This is a genomic window from Pseudoduganella aquatica (assembly GCF_020865585.1).
GTDB classification, from domain to species: domain Bacteria; phylum Pseudomonadota; class Gammaproteobacteria; order Burkholderiales; family Burkholderiaceae_D; genus Rugamonas; species Rugamonas aquatica_A.
In genome coordinates this window covers 4,610,994-4,635,132 of record NZ_CP086370.1, presented here as the reverse complement: position 1 = coordinate 4,635,132, position 24,139 = coordinate 4,610,994, and the positions used below count along the sequence as shown (strand labels likewise).

The 24,139-nt window shown below is 66.4% G+C and carries 18 protein-coding genes, 1 tRNA gene and 1 pseudogene; 8 read left to right on the top strand and 12 right to left on the bottom strand.

Annotated elements, in window-relative coordinates:
* Nucleotides 1-52: 52 nt before the first annotated feature.
* The 3 genes from KT882_RS20650 to KT882_RS20640 form a co-directional block, all read right to left on the bottom strand.
* Complete coding sequence (locus KT882_RS20650; protein ID WP_161070679.1) at nt 53-478, bottom strand: 3'-5' exoribonuclease; 426 nt, start codon at nt 476-478, stop codon at nt 53-55.
* A gap of 265 nt (nt 479-743) precedes the next feature.
* Nucleotides 744-1,190, bottom strand: a complete 447-nt coding sequence (locus KT882_RS20645) for a GNAT family N-acetyltransferase (RefSeq protein WP_161070680.1) — start codon at nt 1,188-1,190, stop codon at nt 744-746.
* Nucleotides 1,191-2,087, bottom strand: a complete 897-nt coding sequence (locus KT882_RS20640) for a LysR family transcriptional regulator (protein ID WP_161070681.1) — start codon at nt 2,085-2,087, stop codon at nt 1,191-1,193.
* Between the two features lie 91 nt (nt 2,088-2,178).
* Between KT882_RS20640 and KT882_RS20635 the strand changes: the two genes are divergently transcribed.
* The 3 genes and pseudogenes from KT882_RS20635 (at nt 2,179) to KT882_RS20625 (ending at nt 4,924) form a co-directional block, all read left to right on the top strand.
* A complete protein-coding gene (locus tag KT882_RS20635; RefSeq protein ID WP_161070682.1) occupies nt 2,179-3,174 on the top strand; it encodes an aldo/keto reductase in 996 nt (331 codons plus the stop codon).
* A 1-nt stretch (nt 3,175) separates the two neighbouring features.
* Nucleotides 3,176-3,508, top strand: a pseudogene (locus tag KT882_RS30925) (carboxymuconolactone decarboxylase family protein); the annotation flags it as partial.
* Nucleotides 3,500-4,924, top strand: a complete 1,425-nt coding sequence (locus KT882_RS20625) for a carboxymuconolactone decarboxylase family protein (protein ID WP_371869320.1) — start codon at nt 3,500-3,502, stop codon at nt 4,922-4,924. The pseudogene KT882_RS30925 and the gene KT882_RS20625, both read left to right, overlap by 9 nt.
* Here the strand turns inward: KT882_RS20625 and KT882_RS20620 are convergent.
* A complete protein-coding gene (locus KT882_RS20620; protein WP_161070797.1) occupies nt 4,881-7,217 on the bottom strand; it encodes an FdhF/YdeP family oxidoreductase in 2,337 nt (778 codons plus the stop codon). The two genes, KT882_RS20625 and KT882_RS20620, sit on opposite strands and share 44 nt — an antisense overlap.
* Nucleotides 7,218-7,379: 162 nt before the next feature.
* Between KT882_RS20620 and KT882_RS20615 the strand changes: the two genes are divergently transcribed.
* Nucleotides 7,380-8,798, top strand: coding sequence for an aminotransferase-like domain-containing protein (locus KT882_RS20615; RefSeq protein ID WP_161070684.1), 1,419 nt, complete (start codon nt 7,380-7,382; stop codon nt 8,796-8,798).
* 3 nt (nt 8,799-8,801) lie between these two features.
* Here the strand turns inward: KT882_RS20615 and moaA are convergent, their stop codons facing one another.
* Nucleotides 8,802-9,848 (bottom strand): GTP 3',8-cyclase MoaA, encoded by a 1,047-nt coding sequence (moaA, locus tag KT882_RS20610; RefSeq protein WP_228893178.1) that lies wholly within the window; start codon nt 9,846-9,848, stop codon nt 8,802-8,804.
* 198 nt (nt 9,849-10,046) lie between these two features.
* On the opposite strand from moaA, the gene KT882_RS20605 reads away from it, so the two are divergent.
* The 4 genes from KT882_RS20605 to KT882_RS30825 all read left to right on the top strand — a co-directional run bounded on the left by KT882_RS20605 (nt 10,047) and on the right by KT882_RS30825 (nt 14,598).
* Complete coding sequence (locus KT882_RS20605) at nt 10,047-11,690, top strand: methyl-accepting chemotaxis protein (RefSeq protein ID WP_228893177.1); 1,644 nt, start codon at nt 10,047-10,049, stop codon at nt 11,688-11,690.
* Nucleotides 11,691-11,703: 13 nt separating this feature from the next.
* Nucleotides 11,704-12,426, top strand: a complete 723-nt coding sequence (locus tag KT882_RS20600; RefSeq protein ID WP_228893176.1) for an EAL domain-containing protein — start codon at nt 11,704-11,706, stop codon at nt 12,424-12,426.
* Nucleotides 12,427-12,435: 9 nt separating this feature from the next.
* On the top strand, nt 12,436-12,855 hold the full coding sequence (locus tag KT882_RS20595) for an EAL domain-containing protein (protein WP_267478654.1): 420 nt from the start codon (nt 12,436-12,438) through the stop codon (nt 12,853-12,855).
* A 66-nt stretch (nt 12,856-12,921) separates the two neighbouring features.
* Entirely contained in the window at nt 12,922-14,598 is a 1,677-nt protein-coding gene (locus KT882_RS30825) for an SMP-30/gluconolactonase/LRE family protein (protein WP_321170276.1), read from the top strand.
* A gap of 31 nt (nt 14,599-14,629) precedes the next feature.
* Here KT882_RS30825 and KT882_RS20585 read toward each other — a convergent pair.
* The 7 genes from KT882_RS20585 to fdnG form a co-directional block, all read right to left on the bottom strand.
* Nucleotides 14,630-14,725: transfer RNA gene (locus KT882_RS20585), tRNA-Sec, on the bottom strand.
* Entirely contained in the window at nt 14,704-16,686 is a 1,983-nt protein-coding gene (gene selB / locus KT882_RS20580; protein WP_228893174.1) for a selenocysteine-specific translation elongation factor, read from the bottom strand. The genes KT882_RS20585 and selB overlap by 22 nt, the downstream gene beginning before the upstream one ends.
* Nucleotides 16,683-18,113 (bottom strand): L-seryl-tRNA(Sec) selenium transferase, encoded by a 1,431-nt coding sequence (gene selA / locus KT882_RS20575; protein ID WP_228893173.1) that lies wholly within the window; start codon nt 18,111-18,113, stop codon nt 16,683-16,685. Before selA ends, selB begins: the two co-directional genes overlap by 4 nt.
* Nucleotides 18,110-19,081 carry a formate dehydrogenase accessory protein FdhE gene (gene fdhE / locus KT882_RS20570; protein WP_161070690.1) on the bottom strand — a complete coding sequence of 324 codons (972 nt, stop codon included), beginning with the start codon at nt 19,079-19,081 and terminating at the stop codon, nt 18,110-18,112. Before fdhE ends, selA begins: the two co-directional genes overlap by 4 nt.
* Nucleotides 19,082-19,217: 136 nt before the next feature.
* Nucleotides 19,218-19,862: a formate dehydrogenase subunit gamma gene (locus tag KT882_RS20565; RefSeq protein WP_228893172.1), complete on the bottom strand. Its 645-nt coding sequence runs from the start codon at nt 19,860-19,862 to the stop codon at nt 19,218-19,220.
* Nucleotides 19,849-20,772, bottom strand: a complete 924-nt coding sequence (gene fdxH / locus KT882_RS20560; protein WP_161070692.1) for a formate dehydrogenase subunit beta — start codon at nt 20,770-20,772, stop codon at nt 19,849-19,851. The genes KT882_RS20565 and fdxH overlap by 14 nt, the downstream gene beginning before the upstream one ends.
* Before the next feature lie 10 nt (nt 20,773-20,782).
* Nucleotides 20,783-23,854 (bottom strand): formate dehydrogenase-N subunit alpha, encoded by a 3,072-nt coding sequence (gene fdnG, locus KT882_RS20555; RefSeq protein WP_228893171.1) that lies wholly within the window; start codon nt 23,852-23,854, stop codon nt 20,783-20,785.
* Nucleotides 23,855-24,139 lie beyond the last annotated feature (285 nt).

Sequence of the window (24,139 nt, the reverse complement as noted above, 5' to 3'; positions counted from 1 at the left end):
ACACCGGACTTCCCAAATGCGTGAGCAGAAGTCCAGTGAGGCCCGGACGGCATTAGTTAATTCTAGATGGCGGCAGCCCGTTTGGAGCCGACACGGTCTTGGGTACAAGGTGAGAACCGGTGCGTAAGTGTGGAGCGGGATGTTGGCAACTATGCTGACTTGCACCCGAGGTATCAATCACGCGCACAGCTGGCACGTTCCCATTTGCGTACTGAACGAATTCAAGCCTTACTCGCCCGGATTTAGTCACGAACGCCGCAGAGCCGATTGCCACAATCTCGGCTTCGGGTTGATTCTCCAGCTGCATCATAAGCCGATTGCCACGGTGCGTGATATTCAGCAGGCAGCCATCGACCAGGTCGTATTGACCTTGAAAATCTTGTAGGCCGGTAGCAGGAATTTGCCGGTCGGATGCCGTGGCGGTGGCGGCGGTGAGCGTGCAGCAGGCCAGTAATGCTGCAAAGAATTTGGTTCGCATGGTATATCCTCTGTAAGTGTCGCCATCTTCTATGCGATGGCAATCCGCTTACTGTAGAGCCACGGCATTGGCATTGGGCAGAGTATCCGACCAATGGCGCGTAATCACGGGTGAGTGGCAGATACGTGGTGGTGAATGAAATCAACAGCGAATATCTTGATGACCATGTGCCTTACGTGGACGCTTGCCGATGTTGGCATCACTGGTAACCCATCTGGCGCACCAAAGCCAGTACTGGCTCCTCTCGCGATTCGCTATCTCTCGTTCATGTTGGCCGAAGGCGATCCATTTTGCGATAGACGATGTCTATGTCACTGTATTTCCTGATTGTTTCTACGTCGGAGACGAAGCCGAACTTCTCATAGAAGGCTATTGCCGGTTCGTTGGACTTTGCGACGTTCAATGAGAGCGGCCCGTCTTCCTTTTCGAGCACGGCCTTCAGCAGCGCGCTGCCTGCGCCGCGCCCACGTGCGTCCGAATGCACGAACAAGGCTCGCAGCAGGCCTGGAACGCTTGCAGCGAAACCGATGATGCCATTGTCGTCGCAGACGAGCACGTTGGATGCCTTGAACGCGGCCAGAATGATGGCGTCTTCCTTGAGCGGCGCCAGAACGAAGGGCTGCGCCTCAAACCTGAGTTCATCAAGCTTCGCGTTCGCGTACACCTCAGCGACGCCATCAAAGTCCCGTTCTTCATAGGATCGTATTTGCATCTAAGCTCCTCGGTATCGCAGCGCTTCCACCAGCAAACTGAACGCCGCCGAAGGGTGGCGGCGGCTGGGGTAGTAGAGATGGTAGCCGTCGTAGTAGGGGCACCATTCGGTGAGCAGGCGGACCAGGCGGCCTTCGGTGATCAGTGCTTGCACCTGGTCTTCCGGCACACACGCAACGCCTAGCCCGTCCAGCACTGCGTGCAGGCGCTGGCCCAGGGTGTTGAAGATGAGTTGGCCTTCGACCCGCACTTTGAGTTCGCGCCCGTCCATCTCGAATTCCCAGGGGTACAAGCCGCCGAGCGTAGGCAGGCGGATGTTGATGCAGTTGTGCTGGGTCAGGTCGTGCGGCGTTTGCGGGGCTGGGCGGGTGGCGAGGTAGGCGGGCGAGGCGACGACTGCCATGCGGATCGGGCCGCTGATTTTGACGGCGATCATGTCCTTGGCCACCTGGTCCCCCAGCCGCACACCCGCGTCGTAGCGCGCGGCCACGATGTCGGTCAGGCCGTTTTCAACCATGACTTCGACGTTGATGTCCGGGTATTCCGGTATCAGCCTGGCCAGCGCGGGGTGCAGCACGGTGAGCGCGGAGTGCTCGCCGGCGCTGATGCGGATGGTGCCGGCCGGTTTCAGGCGCTGTTCGCTCAGCAGCGCCAATTCGGCGTCTATCTCGTCGAAGCGCGGCGCCACGGTGCGCAGCATGTGCTCGCCCGCTTCGGTCGGGGACACGCTGCGCGTGGTGCGGACCAGCAGCCGCAGTCCCAGCTGCTCTTCCAGCCCCCGGATAGTCTGGCTGAGGGCGGACTGCGACACGCCCATCTTGGCCGCCGCCCTGGTAAAGCTGCCTTCCTTTGCCACCGCAACAAAGGCGAGCAAGTCGTTATAGTTGATATGCGCCATTAATTAGTTTAACTAATTGGTTCTAGCTAAATTTGCCGTCTATTCACGCATAGTAGCATCCCTTACATTACGTGCAATGGAGGAACGCGATATGAATACACGTATGCTGGGAAGCAGTAATCTGGAGGTGTCCGCACTGGGCCTGGGCTGCATGAGCATGAGCTCGGGATATGGGCCGGCGGCCGACAAGCAGGAGATGATCGAGCTGATCCGAGCCGCCGTCGAGCAGGGCGTAACGCTGTTCGATACGGCCGAGGTATATGGCCCGTTCAGCAACGAGAAGCTGGTGGGCGAGGCGCTGGCGCCGCTGCGCAGCCGCGTTGTCATAGCGACCAAGTTCGGCTTCGATGTCGATCTGCAGACGGGCGAGCGGCGCGGCGGCTTGAACAGCCGCCCCGAGCATATCCGGGCGGTGGCGGAGGCGTCGCTCAGGCGGCTGCGCACGGACACCATCGATCTGTTCTATCAGCACCGCGTTGATCCGGCCGTGCCGATTGAGGACGTGGCTGGCGCCGTGGGGGAGCTGATCAAGGCGGGCAAGGTGCGGCATTTCGGCTTGTCCGAGGCCGGTGCGCAGACGATACGCCGCGCGCATGCCGTCCAGCCGCTGGCCGCGGTGCAAAGCGAATACTCGCTGTGGTGGCGCGACGCCGAGCGCGAGATCCTGCCGCTGCTGGAGGAACTGGGCATAGGCTTTGTGCCATTCAGCCCGCTGGGCGCGGGTTTCCTCACCGGCCAGATCGGCGAGCACACCACGTTTGACAGCAGCGACTTCCGCAACAGCGTGCCGCGTTTCGCACCCGAAGCGCGCCGCGCGAACCTGGCGCTGGTTGAACTGGTGCGCAGGATCGCCGCGCGCAAGGGGGCCACGCCGGCGCAGATCGCGCTGGCGTGGCTGCTGGCGCAGAAGCCGTGGATCGTTCCTATTCCCGGCACCACCAAGCTGCATCGCCTGCAAGAGAACCTGGGCGCCACCGGCGTGGAGCTGAATGCGGATGATCTGAGCGCGATCGTCCTCGGGCTTGCCGCCATTCCTTTGCAGGGCGAGCGCCTGCCCGCAGGCTCTCTGGCGATGACCGGGCTCTGACATGGACATGAAAAAACTGGCGGGCGCCATGCTCGCGCTGGCATTCGGCGTCAACGTCGCGTGCGCTGCCGATGCGGCTCCGCGCACGGCGTCGGTGTCGCCCGCGCTGGAGAAGTACAGCCGGGACGCACTGGACAAGCTGTGGCGCCAGCCGGACCTGGCGCCGCGCGAGCGCAGCATCGCTACGCTGGCGATACTAATCGCGCGCAACCAGTCCGCCGAGCTGCCACGCTACCTGAACCGGGCGCTCGACAGCGGCGTCCAGGCGGGCGAAATCTCCGAGATCATCACGCACCTGGCGTTCTATTCCGGCTGGGGCGATGCTATGGCGGCGGTGGCGCCAACGAGCAAAGTCTTCGCCGCGCGCGGCATAGGCGCGAAGCAGCTGCCTGCAGCGTCGCCCAAATTGCTGGCCATCGACGCGGCGGCAGAGGCGAAGCGTGCAGCCCGGGTGGAGAAAAGCGCCGGACCCATTGCGCCCGGATTGGTCAGGGATACGACAGAGCTGCTGTTCAATGACCTCTGGCTGCGGCCCGGCCTGGCGCCGCGCGACCGCAGCCTGGTTACCATCAGCGCGCTGATGGCGACGGGGCAGGCGGGCCAGCTGCCGTCCCATCTGAACATCGGCATGGACAATGGGCTGACGCAGGCGCAGATTTCCGCGCTGATCAACCATATTGCATTTTATGCAGGCTGGCCCAAGGCCTTTTCTGCCGTGCCGATAGTGGCGGATGTATTCGCCAGCCGCGCCCGTCCCGCAGCGGCGGCCGAAACGCGCCAGACCGAGCCGCTGCTGGTGCAATCGCAGGGCAGCTTTGCGGCAGGCGGCACGGTAGTGACCGGTCCCGCAGGCGAGACCCTGCATGGCGACCACGCCTATGTGTTCTACCAGATCCCGCCAAACGCGCGTAAGCTGCCGCTGGTGATGTGGCATGGCGCGGGCCAGTTCTCCAAAACATGGGGCACCACGGCCGATGGGCGCGAAGGCTATCAGAATATCTTCCTGCGGCGCGGCTACGGCGTGTATGTGCTGGACCAGCCGAGGCGGGGCGCGGCGGGCCGCAGTACCGTGAGCGCCACGGTGCCCGCAACGCCGGACGAGCAGGTCTGGTTCAATATGTTCCGCATCGGCGCCTGGCCGGGCTACTTCGACGGCGTGCAGTTCCCGCGCGAGCCCGAGGCATTGAACCAGTACTTCCGCGCCATGACGCCCAATACGGGGCCGTTCGATATGGGCGTGGTGTCGGATGCGGTGTCCGCCGCGCTGGACAAGACCGGCCCCGCCATCCTGGTCACGCATTCGCAAAGCGGCGGGCCGGGATGGCGCACCGCCATCAAGAATGCCAACGTGCGCGCCATCGTCGCGTATGAGCCGGGCAGCGGCTTTATCTTCCCCGAAGGCGAAGTGCCGCCGGCCATGCCCAGCGCGGCGGGGCCGCTGGAAGCCTCCGGCGTGCCGCTGGCGGACTTCAAGCGCCTGACGCGCATCCCCATCGTCATCTACTTCGGCGACAATATTCCGGAGCAGCCCCATGCCAATCCCGGGCAGGACAATTGGCGCGTGCGGCTGGCGATGGCGCGCTTGTGGCGCGATGCAGTGAACCGCCACGGCGGTGACGCCACGCTGGTGCACTTGCCGGAACTGGGCATACGGGGCAATACGCACTTTCCGTTTTCGGACCTGAACAATGTCCAGATCGCGGACCTTATGTCCCGCTTCCTGGAGCAGAAGAAGCTGGACGGACGCTGAAGCCGGCAGGGTGCAGCAGCACCGGGATGGATTTGGAGGTGGGCGTGCTCGCGCCTGTCGCCACGCTGGCCAGCGGCACCAGCGGGTTGGTCTCGGGGTAGTAGGCGCCCACGCAGCCGCGCGGAATGTCGTATTCCACCAGCAGGAAGCCGTCGGCACGGCGCTCCACGCCGTCGTCCCACACGCTGGTGATGTCCACCATGCCGCCGGACTGCAAGCCCAGCATGCGCAGGTCTTCCTTGTTGATGAAGACCACGCGGCGCAGGCCGAACACGCCGCGATAGCGGTCGTCCAGGCCGTAGATGGTGGTGTTGTACTGGTCGTGCGAGCGCATGGTCATCATGGTCAGCAGGCGTTCGCCGTGCTGCTTGCGGGCGCGGTGCAGCGGCGTGTCGCGCTCGATGGCGTTGACGAGGAATTGCGCCTTGGCGCCCGGCGTGTCCCACTCGCGCTCGCGCGAGGCCACTTTCAGGTGGAAGCCGCCGGGCTTGGCCACGCGCGCGTTGTAGTCGTGGAAGCCGTCGAAGACTTTTTCAATGTCGTCGCGGATCAGGGCGTAGTTGGCGGCGCGCGCCAGCCAGTCCACGGTGCCGCTGCCCAGCGCGGCGTGCGCCATGCGCGCCACGATGGCCACTTCGGACAGCAGCGCAGGCGAGGCGGGCTGGTTGATGCCGTAGGAGATGTGCACCATGCTCATGGAGTCTTCCACGGTGACGCCTTGCGCCACGCCGTTTTGCAGGTCGGTCTCGGTGCGGCCCAGCGTGGGCAGGATCAGCGCGTCGTGGCCGTGCACCAGGTGGCTGCGATTGAGCTTGGTGGCTACGTGCACGGTCAGCGCGCACTGGCGCAGGCCTTGCCAGGTGAGCGGCGTGTCCGGCGTGGCCATGGCGAAGTTGCCGCCCAGGCCAATGAACACTTTCACGCGCCCGGCGCGCATGGCTTCGATGGTGGCCACCACGTCGTAGCCGTGACGGCGCGGAGGTTCGAAGCCGAATACGTGCTGCAGCCGGTCCAGGAATGCCGGCGTGGGCTGCTCGTCTATGCCCACGGTACGGTCGCCCTGCACGTTGGAGTGGCCGCGCACCGGGCACAGGCCGGCGCCGGGGCGGCCGATATTCCCGCGCATCATCATGAGGTTGGACAGCATCTGTATGGCCGCCACGGAGTTGCGGTGCTGGGTCAGGCCCATGCCCCAGCAGGCGATCACGCGCTCGCTGCGGACATAGACCTGGGTCAGGCGTTCTATCTGCTCGCGCGCCACGCCGGATTCTTCCAGCAGCAGGGGCCAGCTTTCGGCGCGCAGGTCGCGCGCGAAGGCGCCGAAGCCCTGCGTGTGGGCGTCGATAAAGGCGCTGTCGAGCACGCGCGGACCGCCGGTGGCGGCGGCCTTGTCGTCCAGTTCGAGCACGCGCTTGGCCACGGCCTTGATCAGCGCGAAGTCGCCGCCCAGGCGCGGCTGCACGAACAGGGAGCTGATGCGGGTGCTGGAGTTGAGCAGCATTGCGCCGGGACTTTGCGGGTCCTGGAAGCGCTCCAGGCCGCGCTCCTTGAGCGGGTTGATGGAGACGATGGCGGCGCCGCGCTTGGCGCAAGCATGCAGCTCGCCCATCATGCGCGGGTGGTTGGTGGCCGGGTTCTGGCCGAAGATCAGGATGGCGTCCGCCAGTTCAAAGTCGTCCAGCAAGACGGTGCCTTTGCCCACGCCCACCGTGTGCGGCAGGCCGCGGCTGGTGGCCTCGTGGCACATGTTGGAACAGTCGGGGAAGTTGTTGGTGCCATACATACGCGCAAACAGCTGGTACAGGAAGGCCGCCTCGTTGCTGGCGCGGCCGGAGGTGTAGAACGCGGCCTGGTCGGGATCGTCCAGCGCCTGCAAGTGCGTGGCGATGAGGGCGAAGGCCCGGTCCCATGGGATGGGCACGTATTTGCCGGAGGCGCGGTCGTACATCATGGGAGCGGTCAGGCGGCCGTGCTGTTCCAGTTCGTAGTCCGATTGCTGGAGCAGCTCTTCGACCGTGTGGCGGGCGAAGAAGTCGGGCCGCACGCGTTTGCTGGTGGCTTCGGCGGCGACGGCCTTCACGCCGTTTTCGCAGAATTCGAAGGTGGACGCGTGGTTGCGGTCCGGCCAGGCGCAGCCGGGGCAGTCGAATCCGTCCGGCTGGTTTTGCGCCAGCAGCGTGGTCAGCTTGCCGGCGCCCACGCGCTCGCGGTACAGGTTGAGCGCCACGTATTTGAGCGCGCCCCAGCCGCCGGCCGGGTTGGTGTATGGCGCCACGTGGCCCTTGTTTGCCATGCCGAGTTGTTTCACTTGATGCTCCTCTTGTTGCGAGCTTCCAGTGTCGCCGCAGCGGCGGCCGGGCAGGGTGTACAGAACCGCAGACGAGGCTGGGGTACAGTGGCATTGGGGCCAGGATGGGGCGCATGCGGCGCCATGCGCTGCGCTATACTGCGCAGCATGAACCTTTACGAAACCCTCGCTGCCGATATCGAAGGCCAGGTCGCGCGCGGCGTGCTGCTGGAAGGGGACAAGCTGCCCTCGGTGCGGCAGACCAGCCAGCACCGTGGCCTGAGCATCAGCACGGTGCTGCGCGCCTACTCGCTTCTGGAGAGCAAAGGCATTATCGAAAGCCGTCCGCAGTCTGGCTATTTTGTGCGCACCCGCCAGAGCAGCATGCCGCGCCCGGCGCCGCTGGCGGCCAGCGCGCCGCTGGAGCTGTCGTCGGAAGTGGACGTGAGCCGGCTTGTTCTGTCCACGCTGCGCACCATACGCGCCCACGGCGCGGTGCCGCTGGGGTCTCCGTATCCGGACCCGGCGCCGTTCCCCTGGCCGCGCATCAACCAGTACGCCAATGCCATCGCGCGCCGCTCGCAGCACTGGAGCGTGATGGACGACCTGCCGCCGGGGAACCCTCAGCTGATGCGCCAGATCGCGCGCCGCCACCTGGAGAATGGGCTGCCGGTGGACCCGTCCGAAATCATCATCACCGTGGGCGCCACCGAGGCGATCAACCTGTGCCTGCAGGCGGCGGCCAAGCCGGGCGACACGGTGGCGGTGGAGTCGCCCACGTTCTACGCGATGCTGCACGCGATAGAGCGCATGGGCATGCGGGCGCTGGAGATACCGACCGACCCGCGCGAGGGCATCAGCATCGAAGCGTTGCGCTCCATCCTGTCGCAGCAGCGTATTGCGGCCTGCATGGTGATGCCGAACTTCCAGAACCCGCTGGGCTTCCAGATGCCGGATGCGCGCAAGCGTGAACTGGTGGAGCTGCTGGCCAGCTACGACATTCCGGCCATCGAGAACGATGTCTACCACGAGCTGTATTACGGCGACAGCCATCCGACGTCGCTCAAGACCTACGACACCAAGGGCCTGGTGCTGCACTGTTCTTCGTTCTCCAAGAGCCTGACGGCCAACTACCGCATCGGCTGGGCGCTGCCGGGGCGCTACACGGCACAGGTGGAAAAGCTGAAGTTCCTGAACACGCTCACCACGCCCACGCTGCCGCAGATGGCGATTGCGGACTATCTGCAGAACGACGGCTACGACCGCCATCTGCGCAAGGTGCGCAAGGGTTATGAGCAGCGCGCGCGCATGATGGCGGCCGCGGTGCTGCGCTTCTTCCCGGCCGGCACCCGCGTGTCCGAGCCGCAGGGCGGCTATGTGCTGTGGGTGGAATTGCCGCAGGGCGTGGATGCGATGAAGCTTTATGCGCTGGCGCTGGAACGCAAGATCACCATCGGGCCGGGGCATATGTTCTCGGCGCGCGGCAGCTATACGAACTACATCCGCCTGAACTACAGCTATCCGTGGTCGAAGGAGATCGAGGATGCGCTGCGCATGCTGGGGCGCCTGGCGGGGCAACTGGCCTAGGCTTTATCCGCCCACCAGCGACATGCGAACCACCTTGTGCGCGTGCGTGCGCCCGGAGGCGGGGACCGTGCCGCGCAGCTCCGAGTAGCGGTCGCTGCGGGCTTCCCACAAGGCGCGCACGCGGGAGGCCAACTGCGCCTCCTGGCCCTCGCCCAGCCAGGGGCGCAGGTCCGCACCCTGCTGCGAGAACAGGCACAGATACAGTTTGCCGTCCGCCGCCACGCGCGCGCGCACGCAGTCGCCGCAGAAGGGATGCGACATGCTGGAGATGAAGCCTATGCTGCCGGCGCCGTCGGCATGGCGCCAGATCTCGGCCGTGCCGTGGCCGCGTGTGGCGCCGTCCGGCGCCAGCGGGTAGTGCTGCTGCACGATGGCGCGCATGGCGTCCGCGCTGAGCACCTGGCTTGCGCTCCAGCGGCTGGCGCCGCCCACATCCATGTATTCGATAAAGCGCAGCTGCACGCCGCTGTCGCGGAAGTGGTGCACCAGCGGCAGGATCTGGCTGTCGTTCACGCCGCGTTCTATCACCGTGTTGACCTTGACCGGCGCCAGCCCCACGCGCTGCGCCGCCGCTATGCCTTCTAGCACCCGCGCCACCGGAAAATCGACGCCGTTCATACGGCCGGCAAGCTTGTCGTCCAGGCTGTCCAGGCTGACGGTGATGCGGCTAAGGCCCGCGTCCTTCAGCGACTGCGCCCTGGCGGCCAGCAGCGAGCCGTTGGTGGTGAGCGCGATGTCGAGCGGACGGCCTTCCAGCGTGCGCATGGCCGCCAGTGTTTCTATTAGCCGGGGCAGGTCTTTGCGCAGCAGCGGCTCGCCGCCGGTAATGCGCAGCTTCTCCACGCCCAGTTCCACAAAGGTGCGCGCCAGGCGGGCCAGCTGTTCGAAGGACAGGCGCTCGGAAGAGGACATGAACGGGAAGTCCGGCCCGTAGCTTTCCTTGGGCATGCAGTAGGGACAGCGGAAATTGCACTGGTCGATGACGGACAGGCGCAAGTCCCTCAGCGGGCGGCCACGGGTGTCTCGGAGGTCTGTCGTGTGCGTAGTCATGGGGCCAGCATAACGCGCGGGCGTGGAGGGAAAGCAGTACAGTCCGGGCCTTGGCGGAGGGGTACAGTTTGCCGGCGGCGCCGCTTGCGCAGGGGATAAGGCTGTACTCCTTCTTCTGCGGCGGTCCTGTACTCTTTGCGTTGTGCCTTGCGCGGCTATCCTGCGGCCATATTGTTCGCCACCCAAAGGAGATCTGCAATGAACACATCCCGCTTCGAGGTAGCTACCTTGCTCATGGCAGGCTTCGCCACGGTCTGCGTCTTCCTGGCCGCCACCATCGTACTGGGCCTGCGGGAGCAGGCCAAGCTGAACGCCGTCGCGGCGAGCATGGCGGGGGACCGCTGGCCCAAGATTGAACTGGCAACCAATATCCGCTTGCGCGTAACCGATATCGCCGTGGCGCTGCGCAATGTGATGCTGAGCAGCGACGAGACCGTGCGGCGCGCGCAGATCGATGAGATAGCCAAGGCCGGGAGGGAGATCGACGCCGACGCGGCGGAGCTGGACCGCCGCGTGGTGACCGAGAGCGGACGCGCTGCACTCAAGCGCGTGGAGTCGGCGGTGCGGGTTTATGAGGAGGGCCAGCGGCGGCTGGTGGCGCTGGTGCAGGCCGGGCACGAGGCGGAGGCGCGTGCTTATCTGAGCGTGGAAGTCATGCCCATGCTGCAGGCGTGCCGCACAGCGATGGCCGCCATGGTGGGCAACGAGGTGGCGCTGATGGAGGCATCGCGCGAGGAGGCGGAGCAGGCCTACGCCGCCACGCGCCTGAAGATGCTGGCGCTGGGCGCGCTGGCCTTGCTGTGTTCCGCAGGCGTGGCCACGCTGATCATCAGCCGGCTGCGGCGCGAGCTGGGCGGGGAGCCGGGGCAGGCGGCGCAGGTTGCCGCCCGCATCGCCGAGGGCGATCTGACGGGCGCCATTGCGCTGCGCAGCGGCGACAAGCGCAGCATGATGTATGAGATGGAGCATATGCGCGAGCACCTTGGCCTGCTGGTGGGCCATGTGCGGCGCGATGCGGAGCAGATTGCGTCGGCATCGGCGCAGATCGCGGCGGGGAATCTGGATTTGTCGGCGCGCACCGAGGCGCAAGCCGCCAGCCTGGAGGAAACCGCCGCCGCCATGGAGCAGCTGAGCGCCACCGTGGAGCAGAACAGCGCCAATGCCGACGCGGCAAACCAGCTGGCGCGGCAGGCGTCTGCTGCGGCGGAGCGCGGCGGACAGGCGGTGGCCGCCGTGACCGCGCGCATGCAGGACATTGCCGCTTCGGCCAGGCAGATGGCCGATATTATCGGTCTGATCGACGGTATCGCTTTCCAGACCAATATCCTGTCGTTGAATGCGGCTGTTGAAGCGGCGCGCGCGGGCGATGCGGGACGGGGCTTTGCCGTGGTGGCCACCGAGGTGCGCCAACTGGCGCAGCGCTCGGCGGCAGCCGCGCACCAGATCGGCCAGCTGATCTCCGCCGCAACCGGGCAGGCTAGCGCCGGCGCGGCGCTGGTGGAGCAGACCGGGGATGCGATGCGCGACATTATCGACAGCGTGGCGCGGGTGGAGGGCATCATGGCGCAGATACGGCATGCGGGCGCCGAGCAGCACAGCGGTATTGTGGCGTGCAGCCGCGCAGTGGTGGAGATGGACCAGGGCACGCAGCAGAACGCGGCGCTGGTTGAGGAAGTCGCGGCGGCGGCCAATTCCCTGCAAGGCCAGTCCAGCCAGCTCGCGCAAGCGGTCAGCCGCTTCCGTATCGACGCCGCCGATCCAGCCGATCCTGCCGTGAACTCCGGGCGAGTTGCGGGGCGGCCCTCCAGCCGGCGCGCGCTGCCGCTGGCCGCGCAGGCTTGATGGAGGCCCAACTATGGAAACCATGAGACAGGCGCCGCTGCGCGCCGTCGTCATCGTCGGTGACGCAAAGGAAAGGAGCGCCGTGCTGGCCGCCTGCCGCCATCTCGGCCTGGCGCTGGATGGCTGCGCCGGCTCCGGCCTGGCCGGCATGGCCCTGATCGAAACGCTGGCCACTCCGCCGGACCTGGCCATCGTCGACCTGCGCGTAACCGACATGGACGGCGCGGACCTGATACGTTCGCTCTCCATGCTGGACGCCGAAATCGGCCTGGTGCTCTGCGGCGCAGACTGCCCGCGCCTGCAGGACACGGCGCTGGTGCTGGCCGCCGCCCTGGGCATGCGCGGCTGCGCGGCGGTGGCCGGTCCGGTGTCGGCGGCGGTGCTGTCCGCCGCCGTGGCCGAGAGCATGGCCAGCCGTGGCCGGGCCGGTGCCGCAGCCAAGCCCTTCGAGGTGCCGGACGCCATCGACATCCGATCCGGCCTGCTCCGCGATGAGTTCGAGCTGTACTACCAGCCCAAGGTGGCGCTGGCCCACCGCAAGCCGCACGGCGTGGAAGCGCTGCTGCGCATGGCGCTGGACGACAGCGCGGCGCTGCGGGCGGCGGGGCATATGCTGCCGGTTGCGGTCAACCTGTCGCCCAGGGCGTTGGCCAATCCCGACCTGGCTGGCGATGTGGCGGACGCCGTGCGCCGCTCCGGCGTGCCGCCGCAGGCCGTGATGTTCGAAGTCACGTAGCACACCGAGATCGCCGACCTAGGCGCTGCCCTGCGCGTGCTGCTCAAGCTGCGCCTGCGCGGACACCCGCTGTCGCTGGACGACTACGGCGCGGGCCACGCCTCCATACTGCAGCTTTCGCGCATCCCCTTCGGCGAGATAAAGCTGGACCGCCGCCTGGTGCACAATGCCTGGAAGCGGCCGCACCTGGAGCCGCTGCTGCGGCAAGCCATCGGGTCGGCGCGGCAGCTGGGCATGACGTCGGTGGCCGAGGGCATAGAAACGTCCGAAGACAGGGACTTCCTGCGCAAGCTGGGCTGCGATCAGGCGCAGGGCTATCTGATTGCGCGGCCCATGCCTGCCGCGAGCCTGCCCGGATGGCTGCGGCATGCGGCTTCCGCGCCGCCGCTTGCATATGAGGCGGACTCCGCGCCGTGTGACAATGCGTGACTATTTTTCAAAAGGAAACGCGTACACTTCCGGCGATCGACAACATCGCGCGCACGGGAGTCTGGTTTGGGTATCGATTTTTTGTTCGGCATACTGACGTATCCACTGACCCTGCTGCTCTGGCTTGCGCTGATCATCGGCTGCTCGTATGGCGTCTACCATCACCGCAACGCCGCCGCCTTCGTGCCGCCACGGCGGCTGGTGGCTGGCTACGCGGGAGCGGTGCTGGCATGCGTGCTGAGCACCGCTGCTGCGGCCTACGTCACGCCCGAGGAAGCGGCGCAGCTCTGGCAGGTGCCGCCGGATAAATACTGGGCCGCGATACGGCAGGAGTTTGTTTTCACGCTGGCGCCGGCCATCATGTTCGGCACGGCGGGCATTGCGCTGGTTGGCGTGCCGGTCCTGCTGCGGCTTGCGCGCGCGGGGCGGCGCACCGTTGGATGGGCTTTGCTGGCGTCGCTGGCCATCTCGCTGCCGTTTTCGCTGCTGCTCTGCGCAGGCCTGCTTGGCTCGGGCAATGGTATTGCCAATGCGCTCGGCGCGATCTTATCCATCACCGGCGCCCATTTGCTGATGACCTTATTTTTCTGCGTGGGCGCGGGCTTGCCTTGGACGCGCAGCGGACAACTGCGTTCCGCCTCGCGGCTGGCGCTGAGCGCCGCAGCGGTGCTGCTGGTTGCGGCCTATCTGCTGTTCTGGCCCGTCCCGATTGAACCGCAGGCGTGGCGGGCGCCCCAGGCGCCGGGCTATGTGGGGGCGCATGCGCCTAACAGCAGGCTGTCCGATATAAGCGGGATTGCGCTGGGGCGGCAGATCGGGCCTGAATATATCGTGCAGGGCAAGGACGGCAAACTGTACGCGGGCCTGTCGAACGGCGCCATCATGCACATGCAGCCGGATGGTAGCGCGCAGGGCATGCTGGCACATACCGGCGGCAGGCCGCTGGGCATGGCCTTTGATGCGGACGGCAACCTGATCGTGGCCGATGCGATGAAGGGATTGCTGTCCTTCGACCCCAACGGCGCGCAGACCGTGCTGCTGGCCGCAGGGCCGGGCGGGCCGCTGCATTTCGCCAATGCGGTGGCGCTTGCTGGCAGCGGGAAAATTTATCTCACCGATTCGTCTGAGCGCTTCTCGCCTGCGCAGTACGGCAGCACGCAATGGGCGGCCACGCTGGACGTGCTGGAACAGTCGGCCACCGGCCGCGTGCTGGAGTTCGATCCGGCTACCAGGGCCGTGCGCGTGGTGGCGCGGGGACTGAGCCTGGCGAACGGGGTTTTGCTTTCCGCCGACGAGAAGACGCTGCTCGTCAGCGAGAGCGGCAAGTACCGCGTGTGGCGCATATCCGTCGCAGCCAGCCAGCTGGATGTGGCGCAAGCGTCGCCGCAGGCGCAAATCCTGTTCGACAATCTGCCCGGCTATCCGGACAACCTGACGAGGGGGCTGGACGGGCGGATCTGGCTGGGACTGGCGGGGCAGCGCAATGATCTGGATCGAATGGCGGACAAGCCCTTCATGCGGAAGCTGATGCTGCGCATTCCGCGCGCGCTCTGGCCCATGCCCAAGGCCTTCGGCCATGTGATGGCGTTCACCGAGGACGGCAATGTGGTGGCGGATCTGCAGGACGCCAGCGGCCTGTCGCCGCTCACCACCGGCGTGACCGAAACGCCGGAGCGGCTGTATATCCAGAACGTGAACGGGGACCGTTTGGGCTGGCTGCCGCGCGCGGCGCTGGCGCCGTGAGCTGCGGCGCGGCCTGGGTTGCTTGAAGCGGTGGCGGAAGGCAGAAAGAGTCGAACTTACAGAGGAGCGGCTAACGCCCCTCACCGGGTTTGAAGCCCGGCCCCGTCACCGGACGGGAATGCCTTCCTTGGTTTCATGCGTCCAGCTTGCTGAGGGGCGCACCAGATGGCTGTTGCGCACGCGCCGAGTATAGCCGACGCGATCGAAAAATTCCAACAACTGCACGGCGCGCTTGCGTCCCAGCCCTGCGGCGTCGCGCAGGGTGGCCGCCTGCGCGTCCGGAAGGGTGGCGATCATGTGGGCCAGTTCGGCCAGCGGCGCGGGGTGGTAGAACAGGTCCGGCACGATCTGGCTGATGCTGCCGGCGCGCGCCAGTTTGCGCAGCAGGCGGCGCACTTCGCCTTCCGGCACGGCGAGCGTGGCGCTCAGGTCGCGTACCCAGGGCGGGTCGTAGCGGCCGGCCAGCAGCTCGGGCATCAGGCGGTCCGCCAGCGCTTGTTCGGCGGCGCTCAGTTCAACGCTGTGGCTGGGCAGGTGCAGCACGTTGCCCTTGCGGGCCAGACTTCCTTGTGCGATCAGGGCCGTCAGCGCGTGGCTCCATAGCGGGTTATCGCTGTCCGGGCTGGCGATGCGTTTCAGGCGCCAGAAATCGGGGCCGGCTTCGTCCGGGGTGCGGGCGTGGAAATCAGCCAGGGCGGCCAGGGCTTGCTGCTGCAGGTGTTCCAGCGCGCCGGCGTCGATCAGCAGCTCGTCGCCGCCGGGCAGGGGGATGTGGTGCACGCCGGCGGGCAGGGCAAGGCGGCCGGGCGGCAGCTGGGACAGGCGCACCAGTGTGCTTAAGGCCAGGCCGTGCGGGCTGCACGCAAGGAGCGCGGCGATGCCGCTGCTGTCGGCATTTGCGCCACTGCTCGCGTCGCTGCGGCCGGTGCTGCTTTTACGGCCATCCCTGCTGTCGGCAAAGGCGTGCAGCGCGTCCAGCCAGGCCAGGCGCGCGGGGCTGCGGCGCTTGCGGGCGGCGCCGAAAGGATCGAGCACCATGCCACCGCCTATGGTTTGCGTGGCTTGCGCGTTGCGCAGCACGAAGCGGTCGCCGGGGACGGCGTGCAGCTCCTGCTCGAATACCAGCTGCACGCGCGCGCTTTGGCCGGGATGCATGGCGTCCGCATCCAGCGGCACCACGTTGGCGGTGCGGTGCGCCGCGCCCAGGTGGACGTGCACCGGCGACCAGGCCTTGAGCGCCGCGCCGCTGCCGGGCAGCAGCGTCAGCTCCACGTCGATGCGGCTGGAGCAGGCGGCCAGTTCGGGGGCGACTATCCAGCTGCCGCGCTCTATGTCCTCGCGCGCGGCGCCCGCCAGCTTGAGCGCAAGGCGCTGGCCCGCCCGGCCTTCGGTGGCGGACCGGTTCTGCGCATGGATGCCGCGCACCCGGACCTGCTGCCCGCTGGGCGCCAGCGTCAGCGTGTCGCCCACGGCCACGCTGCCTGCCAGCGCGGTGCCGGTGACGACGGTGCCTTGGCCGGCCAGCGTGAACACCCGGTCCACGCCCAGGCGGAACAGGCGCTGCTCGTCGCGTATGGGCAGGGCGCGCGCGGCGGCTGCAAGGTGGAGCAGCAGCGCCGACACGCCCGCGTCGCCGGACACGGTGGCGGCGGTGGGGAAGATGGGGCAGCCGGCGAAGGCGGTAGCTTCCAGCAGGCGTGCGATCTCGGTTTCCAGCTGCTGCAGGCGTTCCGGCGCAACGCGGTCCGCCTTGTTCAGCGCCACGGCGCCGCGCCGCACGCCCAGCAGGCGCAGGATGGCGAGGTGCTCCAGCGTCTGCGGCATGATGCCGTCGTCGGCCGCGATGACCAGCAGCGCGAAGTCGATGCCGGTAATGCCCGCCGCCATGGTGCGGATGAATTTCTCGTGCCCGGGCACGTCAATCACGCCGAGTATGCTGCCGTCTTCCAGCGGCGCGTAGGCGTAGCCCAGCTCTATCGAAATGCCGCGTTCCTTTTCTTCCTTCAGGCGGTCCGTGTCCACGCCGGTGAGCGCGCGCGTGAGCGCGGTCTTGCCGTGGTCGATATGGCCTGCGGTGCCGACGATCATGCCGGGACCAGATCCTTCAGCTGGGCTGCGAACAGTTCCAGCTGGGCGTCTTCCAGGCAGCGCAGGTCGAGCCAGAGCGTGTCGCTGGCGATGCGGCCGATGACGGGGCGGGGCAGGGAGCGCAGGCGTTTTTCGAGCGTGCCGAGCGGGTCGCCGTGCGTTTGGCGGGCGGCGCGGATCGCCAGGCCGTGGCTGGGCAGCTGGTCCACCGGCAGCGCGCCGCTGCCGATCTGGCTCAGAATCGGCTCTGTGGCTACCGAATAGGCCTCGCCCAGCGCCTGCTGGAGCAGCGGCTGCAGCGTGGCGGCGAGCGCGCGCATGGCGGCGGCTGGGCGCGTGAGCAGGCGCAGTGTGGTCAGGCGTTCGGGCAGCAGGTCCGGGGCGCGGTACAGGGCGAGCACCGGTTCCAGCGCTGCCAGCGTGAGTTTGCCCACGCGCAGGGCGCGCTTGAGCGGATTGCGCTTGATGGCGGCGATCAGGTCTGCGCGCCCGGCGATGATGCCGCACTGCGGTCCGCCGAGCAGCTTGTCGCCGCTGAAGGTGACGAGATCGGCGCCGGCGGCGATGGTTTCGCGCACGGTGGTTTCGTGCGGCAGGCCGTATTGTTCCAGGTCTACCAGGGTGCCGCTGCCCAGGTCCACGGCCAGAGGGATATTGTTGCAGCGCGCCAGCGGGGCCAGGTCCGGCAGTTCGACGGCTTTGGTGAAGCCTGTGATGGCGTAATTGCTGCAATGGACTTTCATCAGCAGCGCGGTGTTGGCGGCGATGGCGTTGCCGTAGTCGGCCAGGTGGGTGCGGTTGGTGCTGCCCACTTCACGCAGCGTGGCGCCGGCGCGTGTCATGATGTCCGGGATACGGAAGGCGCCGCCTATTTCCACCAGTTCGCCGCGCGAGACGATGACTTCGCGGCCCATCGCCAGCGTGTTAAGCAGGAGCAGGACGGCGGCGGCGTTGTTGTTGACCACCGTGGCGGCTTCGGCGCCGGTCAGTTCGCGCAGCAGTTCTTCCACCAGGTTGTCGCGGTCGCCGCGCTTGCCGGTGTCGATGTCCCATTCCAGGTTCATGGGCCAGCGCAGCGCTTCGGCCACGGCTTGCACGGCGCTGTCCGGAAGCAGGGCGCGGCCAAGGTTGGTGTGCAGCACGGTGCCGGTGAGGTTGAAGACGGGGCGAAGCGCGGAGCGGTTGGCGCGTTCCAGGCGGTCCGCGAGGCGGGCAGTGACGGCGGCGATGCTGGCGTCGGCAGGATCCTCGGTGGCACTGGCTGCGCCGAGCGAGCAGGCGCGCAGTTCGGCGAGCAGGGCGCGCAGGGTGGCGGTGGTCTGCTCGCGGCCGTATTGCGCGATGAGCGGCTGGCAGGCGGCGTCGCTCAGCACGCGGTGCACGGCGGGCAGCTGCACCGCGCGCGGCGGACGGATGTCGGCGCTCATTCGGAGCCCAGCCACAGCAGGGGATTGACACTGCCGCGCGCGTAGCCCGCTTCCGTCACCAGCACGTCGAGCGCCAGGCTGGCCAGGTCGTCGGCCAGCGGTTCCACCATAAAGTCATGCTCCTGGTTGAATACTTTCCGGTAACTGTGGCAGTCGTCGCAGGTCTCTGCGCGGGCTACGCGGGATGGGTCCTGGGCTTTGCTGGCAGACGCCTCCTCGGGCTGGTCCAGGCTTTGGTAAGCGATGCGGGCGTTCTTTTCGCAGCAGCTGCATTTCACCCGCACCATATGCCACTCGCTGGCGCAGATGCCGCAGTGCAGATAGCGGTAGCCCTGCGCCTGCCCGCCGATGCGGATCACGCTGGCCACCGGATGCGAACCGCACACCGGGCACAGGGCGCCCGTGACCGGCGGCTGGACGCGGCTGGCGTCGAGCTGGCTGGCGTGCGAGGTCCACAGCACTTGTAGGGCAGCGGCCACGAAAGGCGCATGCAGCGGGTTGATGCCTTCGCCGAATTCGGCCAGCACGGCGTCTGCGCAGCCTTCCAGTTCGGCTTCGGGCAGGGCGCGCAGGTCTTGCAGTACGGCGGCCAGCTGGGGCTGGCCGGAGGTGTCCAGCATGTCGAGCAGCGCCAGGTAGACGGCGCGCCAGCCTGCGGGGCGCGGACCGGATACCGGCAGCGGAGGCATATTGTGGGCCAAGGCCGTTTCGATGGCGTCGAGCGAGGGCAGCGGCGGGATGGTGGCGGGGGCGATTTTGGCTTGCGCGTCCGCCAGCGCGGCCATCAGGAGCAGGTAGCCGTGCAGGGATTCAGGGGCAGGTATGCCGGGGACGCCGCCGGCGGCAAGCTGGCGCAGACGGGCGGCGCGGGCAGAAAACAAGACGCCCGGTTGCGGCAGCACCAGGCGCGGAATGGTGTTGTGGTCCAGCGATTCGATCTCGCCGGGGGACAGGAGGCGTTGTACCAAGTAAGTCCTCTCGTTTGCGGTTGGCGGGTTACGCACTGCGTGCTAACCCGCCCTACAATGTTCCTCCGCCATGCAATGCCCAGGGCGCGTAGGGCGGGTTAGTGCGCAGCACGTAACCCGCCAGCTCATTCTAAACCTAGTCACGCTGCTTGCGCGCCATTTCTTCGAACCAGCGCCGGTGGTGCTTGCGCGCCCATCCGTAGGTGACGGTGCCGCGCACCATGGCGCCCACCGAGCCCTTGACCCAGAAGCCCGCATACACATGCACCACAATCGCCACAATAATAACGAAGGCGCAGAAAGCGTGGAGCAGCGCTGCGAAGCGCACCAGGTCTATGGGGAAGTAGAACGCAAAGTAGGCGCGCCAGATCACGATGCCGGACAGGATCAGCCCCACCATGCACGCAATGAGCACAAAGAACAGCACCTTCTGGCCCGCGTTGTAGCGACCCACGGGCGGCACCTTGTCCTCGCGCAGGCTGATCACGTCGGTGGCGCCTTTCAGCCACTCCTTGTCGCCCGGCTCGAAGCGGTTGTGGTGCCAGAAGCGCGCCACCAGCAGCCCGAAGGACACCGCCATCACCACCCCGATAAACGGATGCAGTATGCGCGTCCACTGCCCGCCGCCCAGGAACACGGCCATCCACGCCGTGGCCGGATGGAACATGGCCAGCCCGGACACGGCCAGCAGCACGAAGCAGATCGCCGTCACCCAATGGTTGCTGCGTTCATTTGCGTTATAGCGCTCGATGAGCGGATTGCCGTCTTTATCGCGTTTCATTTTGGCTCTCCCCGATGCGGTTGGCCTCGTGCAGCGCCTCGGCTTCCTCGTCCTTGCTCACTTCATTCGGCCCCACGCGGCTGTAGTGGAACCAGCCGGCCAGCGCGGTGACGGCGATGCCGGCCAGCGCGAGCGGCTTGGTCAGCCCCTTCCACAGTCCTACCATGGGGCTGATTGACGGATTGGCGGGCAGGTTGTGGTACAGGCCGGGACGGTCCGCATGGTGCAGCACATACATCACGTGCGTGCCGCCCACGCCGGCCGGGTCGTACAGGCCCGCCTGCGCAAAGCCGCGCGACTTCAGGTCCTCAATGCGTTCTTCGGCGTGGATTTTCATGTCCTCCTTGGTGCCGAACACGATGGCACCGGTGGGGCAGGTCTTCACGCAGGCCGGTTCCTGGCCCACCGCCACCCGGTCCGAGCACAGCGTGCACTTGTAGGCGCGGCTGTCCTGCTTAGAGATGCGCGGCACGTCGAACGGGCAGCCCGCCACGCAGTAGCCGCAGCCGATGCAGTTCTCCTGGTGGAAGTCCACGATGCCGTTCGTGTACTGCACGATGGCGCCCGGCGCAGGGCAGGCTTTCAGGCAGCCCGGGTCTTCGCAGTGCATGCAGCCGTCCTTGCGGATCAGCCATTCCAGGTTGCCGTCCTTTTCCTCATGCTCGGTGAAGCGCATGACGGTCCAGGACTGCGGCGTGAGGTCGCGCGGATTGTCATACTCGCCGTTGGTGTCGCCCACGTCGTCGCGCAGGTCGTTCCATTCCATGCAGGCGGTCTGGCAAGCCTTGCAGCCTATGCACTTCGACACGTCGATCAGCTTGGCCACGCTTCCTGTGGCCGGACTGCGCGCCACGGGCTGCTGCACCGTGGTGGCCGACATGCGCTTGATATCCAATGATTGCAGTGCCATGTCGGTTCTCCTAAGCTTTCTCGACCTTCACCAGGAAGGACTTGTACTCCGGCGTCTGGGTGTTCGCGTCCCCCACCGACGGCGTGAGCGTGTTGATCAGATAGCCGGGACGGGTTACGCCCTTGAAGCCAAAGTGCAGCGGCAAGCCGACCGTGTGGACTTTCTTGCCCTCGATGGTGAGCGCCTTGATGCGCTTGGTGACCACGGCCTTGGCAAAGATCTGCCCGCGCTTGGACGACGCCTTCACCTTGCCGCCATTGGGCACGCCCAGTTCTTTCGCCAGGTCCTCGCCGATCTCCACGAACTGCTCCGGCTGGATAATGGCGTTCAGGCGCGCGTGCTTGGTCCAGAAGTGGAAGTGCTCGGTGAGACGGTAGCTGGTGGCCACGTGCGGGAACTCCTCGTGCTTGCCCAGCTTGGCCCTGTCGTCCTTGAACATGCGCGCCGCAGGGTTGCTGGTGGCGCGCGGGTTCTTCGGATGCAGCGGGTTGTAGCCCAGCGGGTTCTCCAGCGGCTCGTAGTGCTCGGGGAAGGGGCCTTCGCCCATGCCGGCCCGCGCAAAGAAGCGCGCCACGCCTTCGGCCAGCATGATGAACGGCCCCATGCCGTTTTCGGGCGGCTCGTCCACTTTGAAGTCCGGCACGTCCGCGCCGCCCCAGGTGGCGCCGTTCCAGGCCACCAGCTTGCGGGTAGGGTCGAAAGGCTTGCCCTTGGTGTCGGCGGAGGCGCGGTTGTACAGCACGCGGCGGTTGGCCGGCCAGGCCCAGGCCCAGTTCAGGGTCTGGCCTATGCCGGTCGGATCGCTGTTGTCGCGCCGTGCCATCTGATTGCCGGCCTGGGTCCAGCAGCCGGCGAAGATCCAGCAGCCGCAGGATGTGGAGCCGTCGTCGCGCAGCTGCGCGAAGCCGCCCAGCTGCTCGCCTTTCTTCACCAGCACCTTGGTGGCGTCCTTGGGATCGGTCACCTCCGCCAGCGCCTTGCCGTTGTACTCCATCGCCAGTTCCTCCGGCGTGGGGCTGAACGGCTGCGCATACGGCCAGGTCAGGTTGACGATAGGGTCGGGGAATTTGCCGCCCTCGGCCTGGTACATCTTCCGCATCCGCAGGAAAATGCCGGACATGATTTCCAGGTCGCTGCGGGTCTGCCACGGCGGCTCCGCGCCTTGCCAGTGCCACTGCAGCACGCGCGAAGAGCTGACCAGCGATCCGCGCTCCTCGGCGAAGCAGGTGGTGGGCAGACGGAACACCTCGGTCTGGATCTGCGCCGGATCGGCCTTGTGGAAGTCGCCGTGCGGCTTCCAGAATTCGGCCGTCTCCACCGCCAGCGGGTCCATCACCACCAGGAACTTCAGCTTGGACAGCGCCTCCGTCACCTTCTGCTTGTCCGGCGCGGACGCCAGCACATTGAAGCCCTGGCAGATGTAGCCGTTCATTTTCCCTTGATGCATGAGCTCAAAGGCTTGCATCAGGTCGTAAGGCTTGTCCAGCTTGGGCAGGTAGTCATAGGCCCAGTTGTTTTCCGCCGTCGCCGCCGCGCCCCACCAGGCCTTCATCAGGCTCACGTGGAACTTACGGTAGTTGCTCCAGTAGCTGAGCTGATTCGGCCGCAGCGGCTTGAGGGCGCGCGCGTTGATGTAGCCGTCCAGTTCCTGCTCCGGCTCGTTCGGCAAGGTCATATAGCCGGGCAGCAGGTTGGTCATCAGCCCCAGGTCGGTCAGGCCCTGGATGTTGGAGTGCCCGCGCAGCGCGTTCATGCCGCCGCCCGCGATGCCGATATTGCCAAGCAGGAGCTGCATCATGGCGCCCAGGCGCAGCGTCTGCGCGCCGGTGGAATGCTGGGTCCAGCCCAGCGCGTACAGGATGGTGCCCGCGCGCCCCGGCACGGCGGTGGAGGCCAGCATCTCCGCCACTTTCTGGAACTTGTCCTTGGGGACGCCGCACACGCGCTCCACCAGGTCCGGCGTGTAGCGCGAGTAGTGCTTCTTCATCAGCTGGTAGACGCAGCGCGGGTGCTCCAGCGTGGGGTCGACCTTGGCGTAGCCGTCCTCGCCTTTTTCATAGTCCCAGCTGGACTTGTCCGCGTACTTGCCGGTGGCCTCGTCGTAGCCCGAGTACAGGCCGTCGTTCAGCGCGAAGTCCTCGCGCACGATAAAGGGCATGTCGGTGTAGTTCGTCACGTACTCGCGCTGGATCTTGTCCGTCGTGAGCAGGTAGTTGATGACGGCGCCCAGGAACACGATGTCCGTGCCGGTGCGGGTGGCCACGTAATAGTCGGCCACCGAAGCGGTGCGGGTAAAGCGCGGATCGACCACGATCAGCTGCGCCTTGCGGTGCGCCTTGGCCTCGGTCACCCATTTGAAACCGCAAGGGTGGGCCTCGGCAGCGTTGCCGCCCATGACCAGGATTACATCAGCATTGCGGATATCGACCCAGTGATTCGTCATCGCTCCACGGCCAAACGTCGGGGCAAGACCTGCCACCGTCGGACCATGTCATACACGCGCCTGGTTATCGAATGCCAGCATGCCGAGACTGCGCATGGTCTTGTGTGTCAGGTAGCCGACCTCGTTGCTGGAGGCCGAAGCGGCCAGCATGCCGGTCGAGAGCCACCGGTTGACGGTCTTGCCGTCCGCCGTTTTCTCGATGAAGTTGGCGTCGCGGTCCTGCTTCATCAGCTTGGCGATGCGGTCCAGCGCATCGTCCCAGGACAGCTGCTTCCATTCCGACGAGCCGGGCGCGCGGTATTCCGGCACCTTGAGGCGGTTCGGGCTCTGGATAAAGTCGATCAGGCTGGCGCCCTTGGGGCACAGCGTGCCGCGGTTGACCGGGTGGTCGGCGTCGCCCTCGATGTGGATGATGCGCGCCGCCGCGTTTTTCGCGCCGTCGCCCAGTCCGTACATCAGGATACCGCAGCCCACCGAGCAGTAGGGGCAGGTGTTGCGGGTTTCCGTGGTGCGCAGCAGCTTGTACTGCCGCACTTCGGCGAGCGCCGTGGTGGGGGCAAACCCGAGCGCTGCAATGCTCGACGTTGCCAGGGTGGCGCCAGTTACCCGTAGGAACTGCCGCCGCGACATCTGGTGCATAGCTGCCTCCATCATCGTCCTGAGATCAGACCAGTGTAGCACCATGACAAAAATAAAGTGTTTGCGGAATTGTATCTGTGATGTATCTGTTGCTTTTGTGGAATGGTCTGGGCGGGAGGGGCACCGGAAACTGATAATATCGACCTGGAAGCTCTGGACAACAGCGGGCAAACCGTAGGGCGGGTTAGACGGCCTTGGCCGACGTAACCCGCCATGATTCGTCGAGCCGCAAGCATTGGCGGGTTACGAGAGCCTTCGGCTCTCTAACCCGCCCTACGGGCTAAA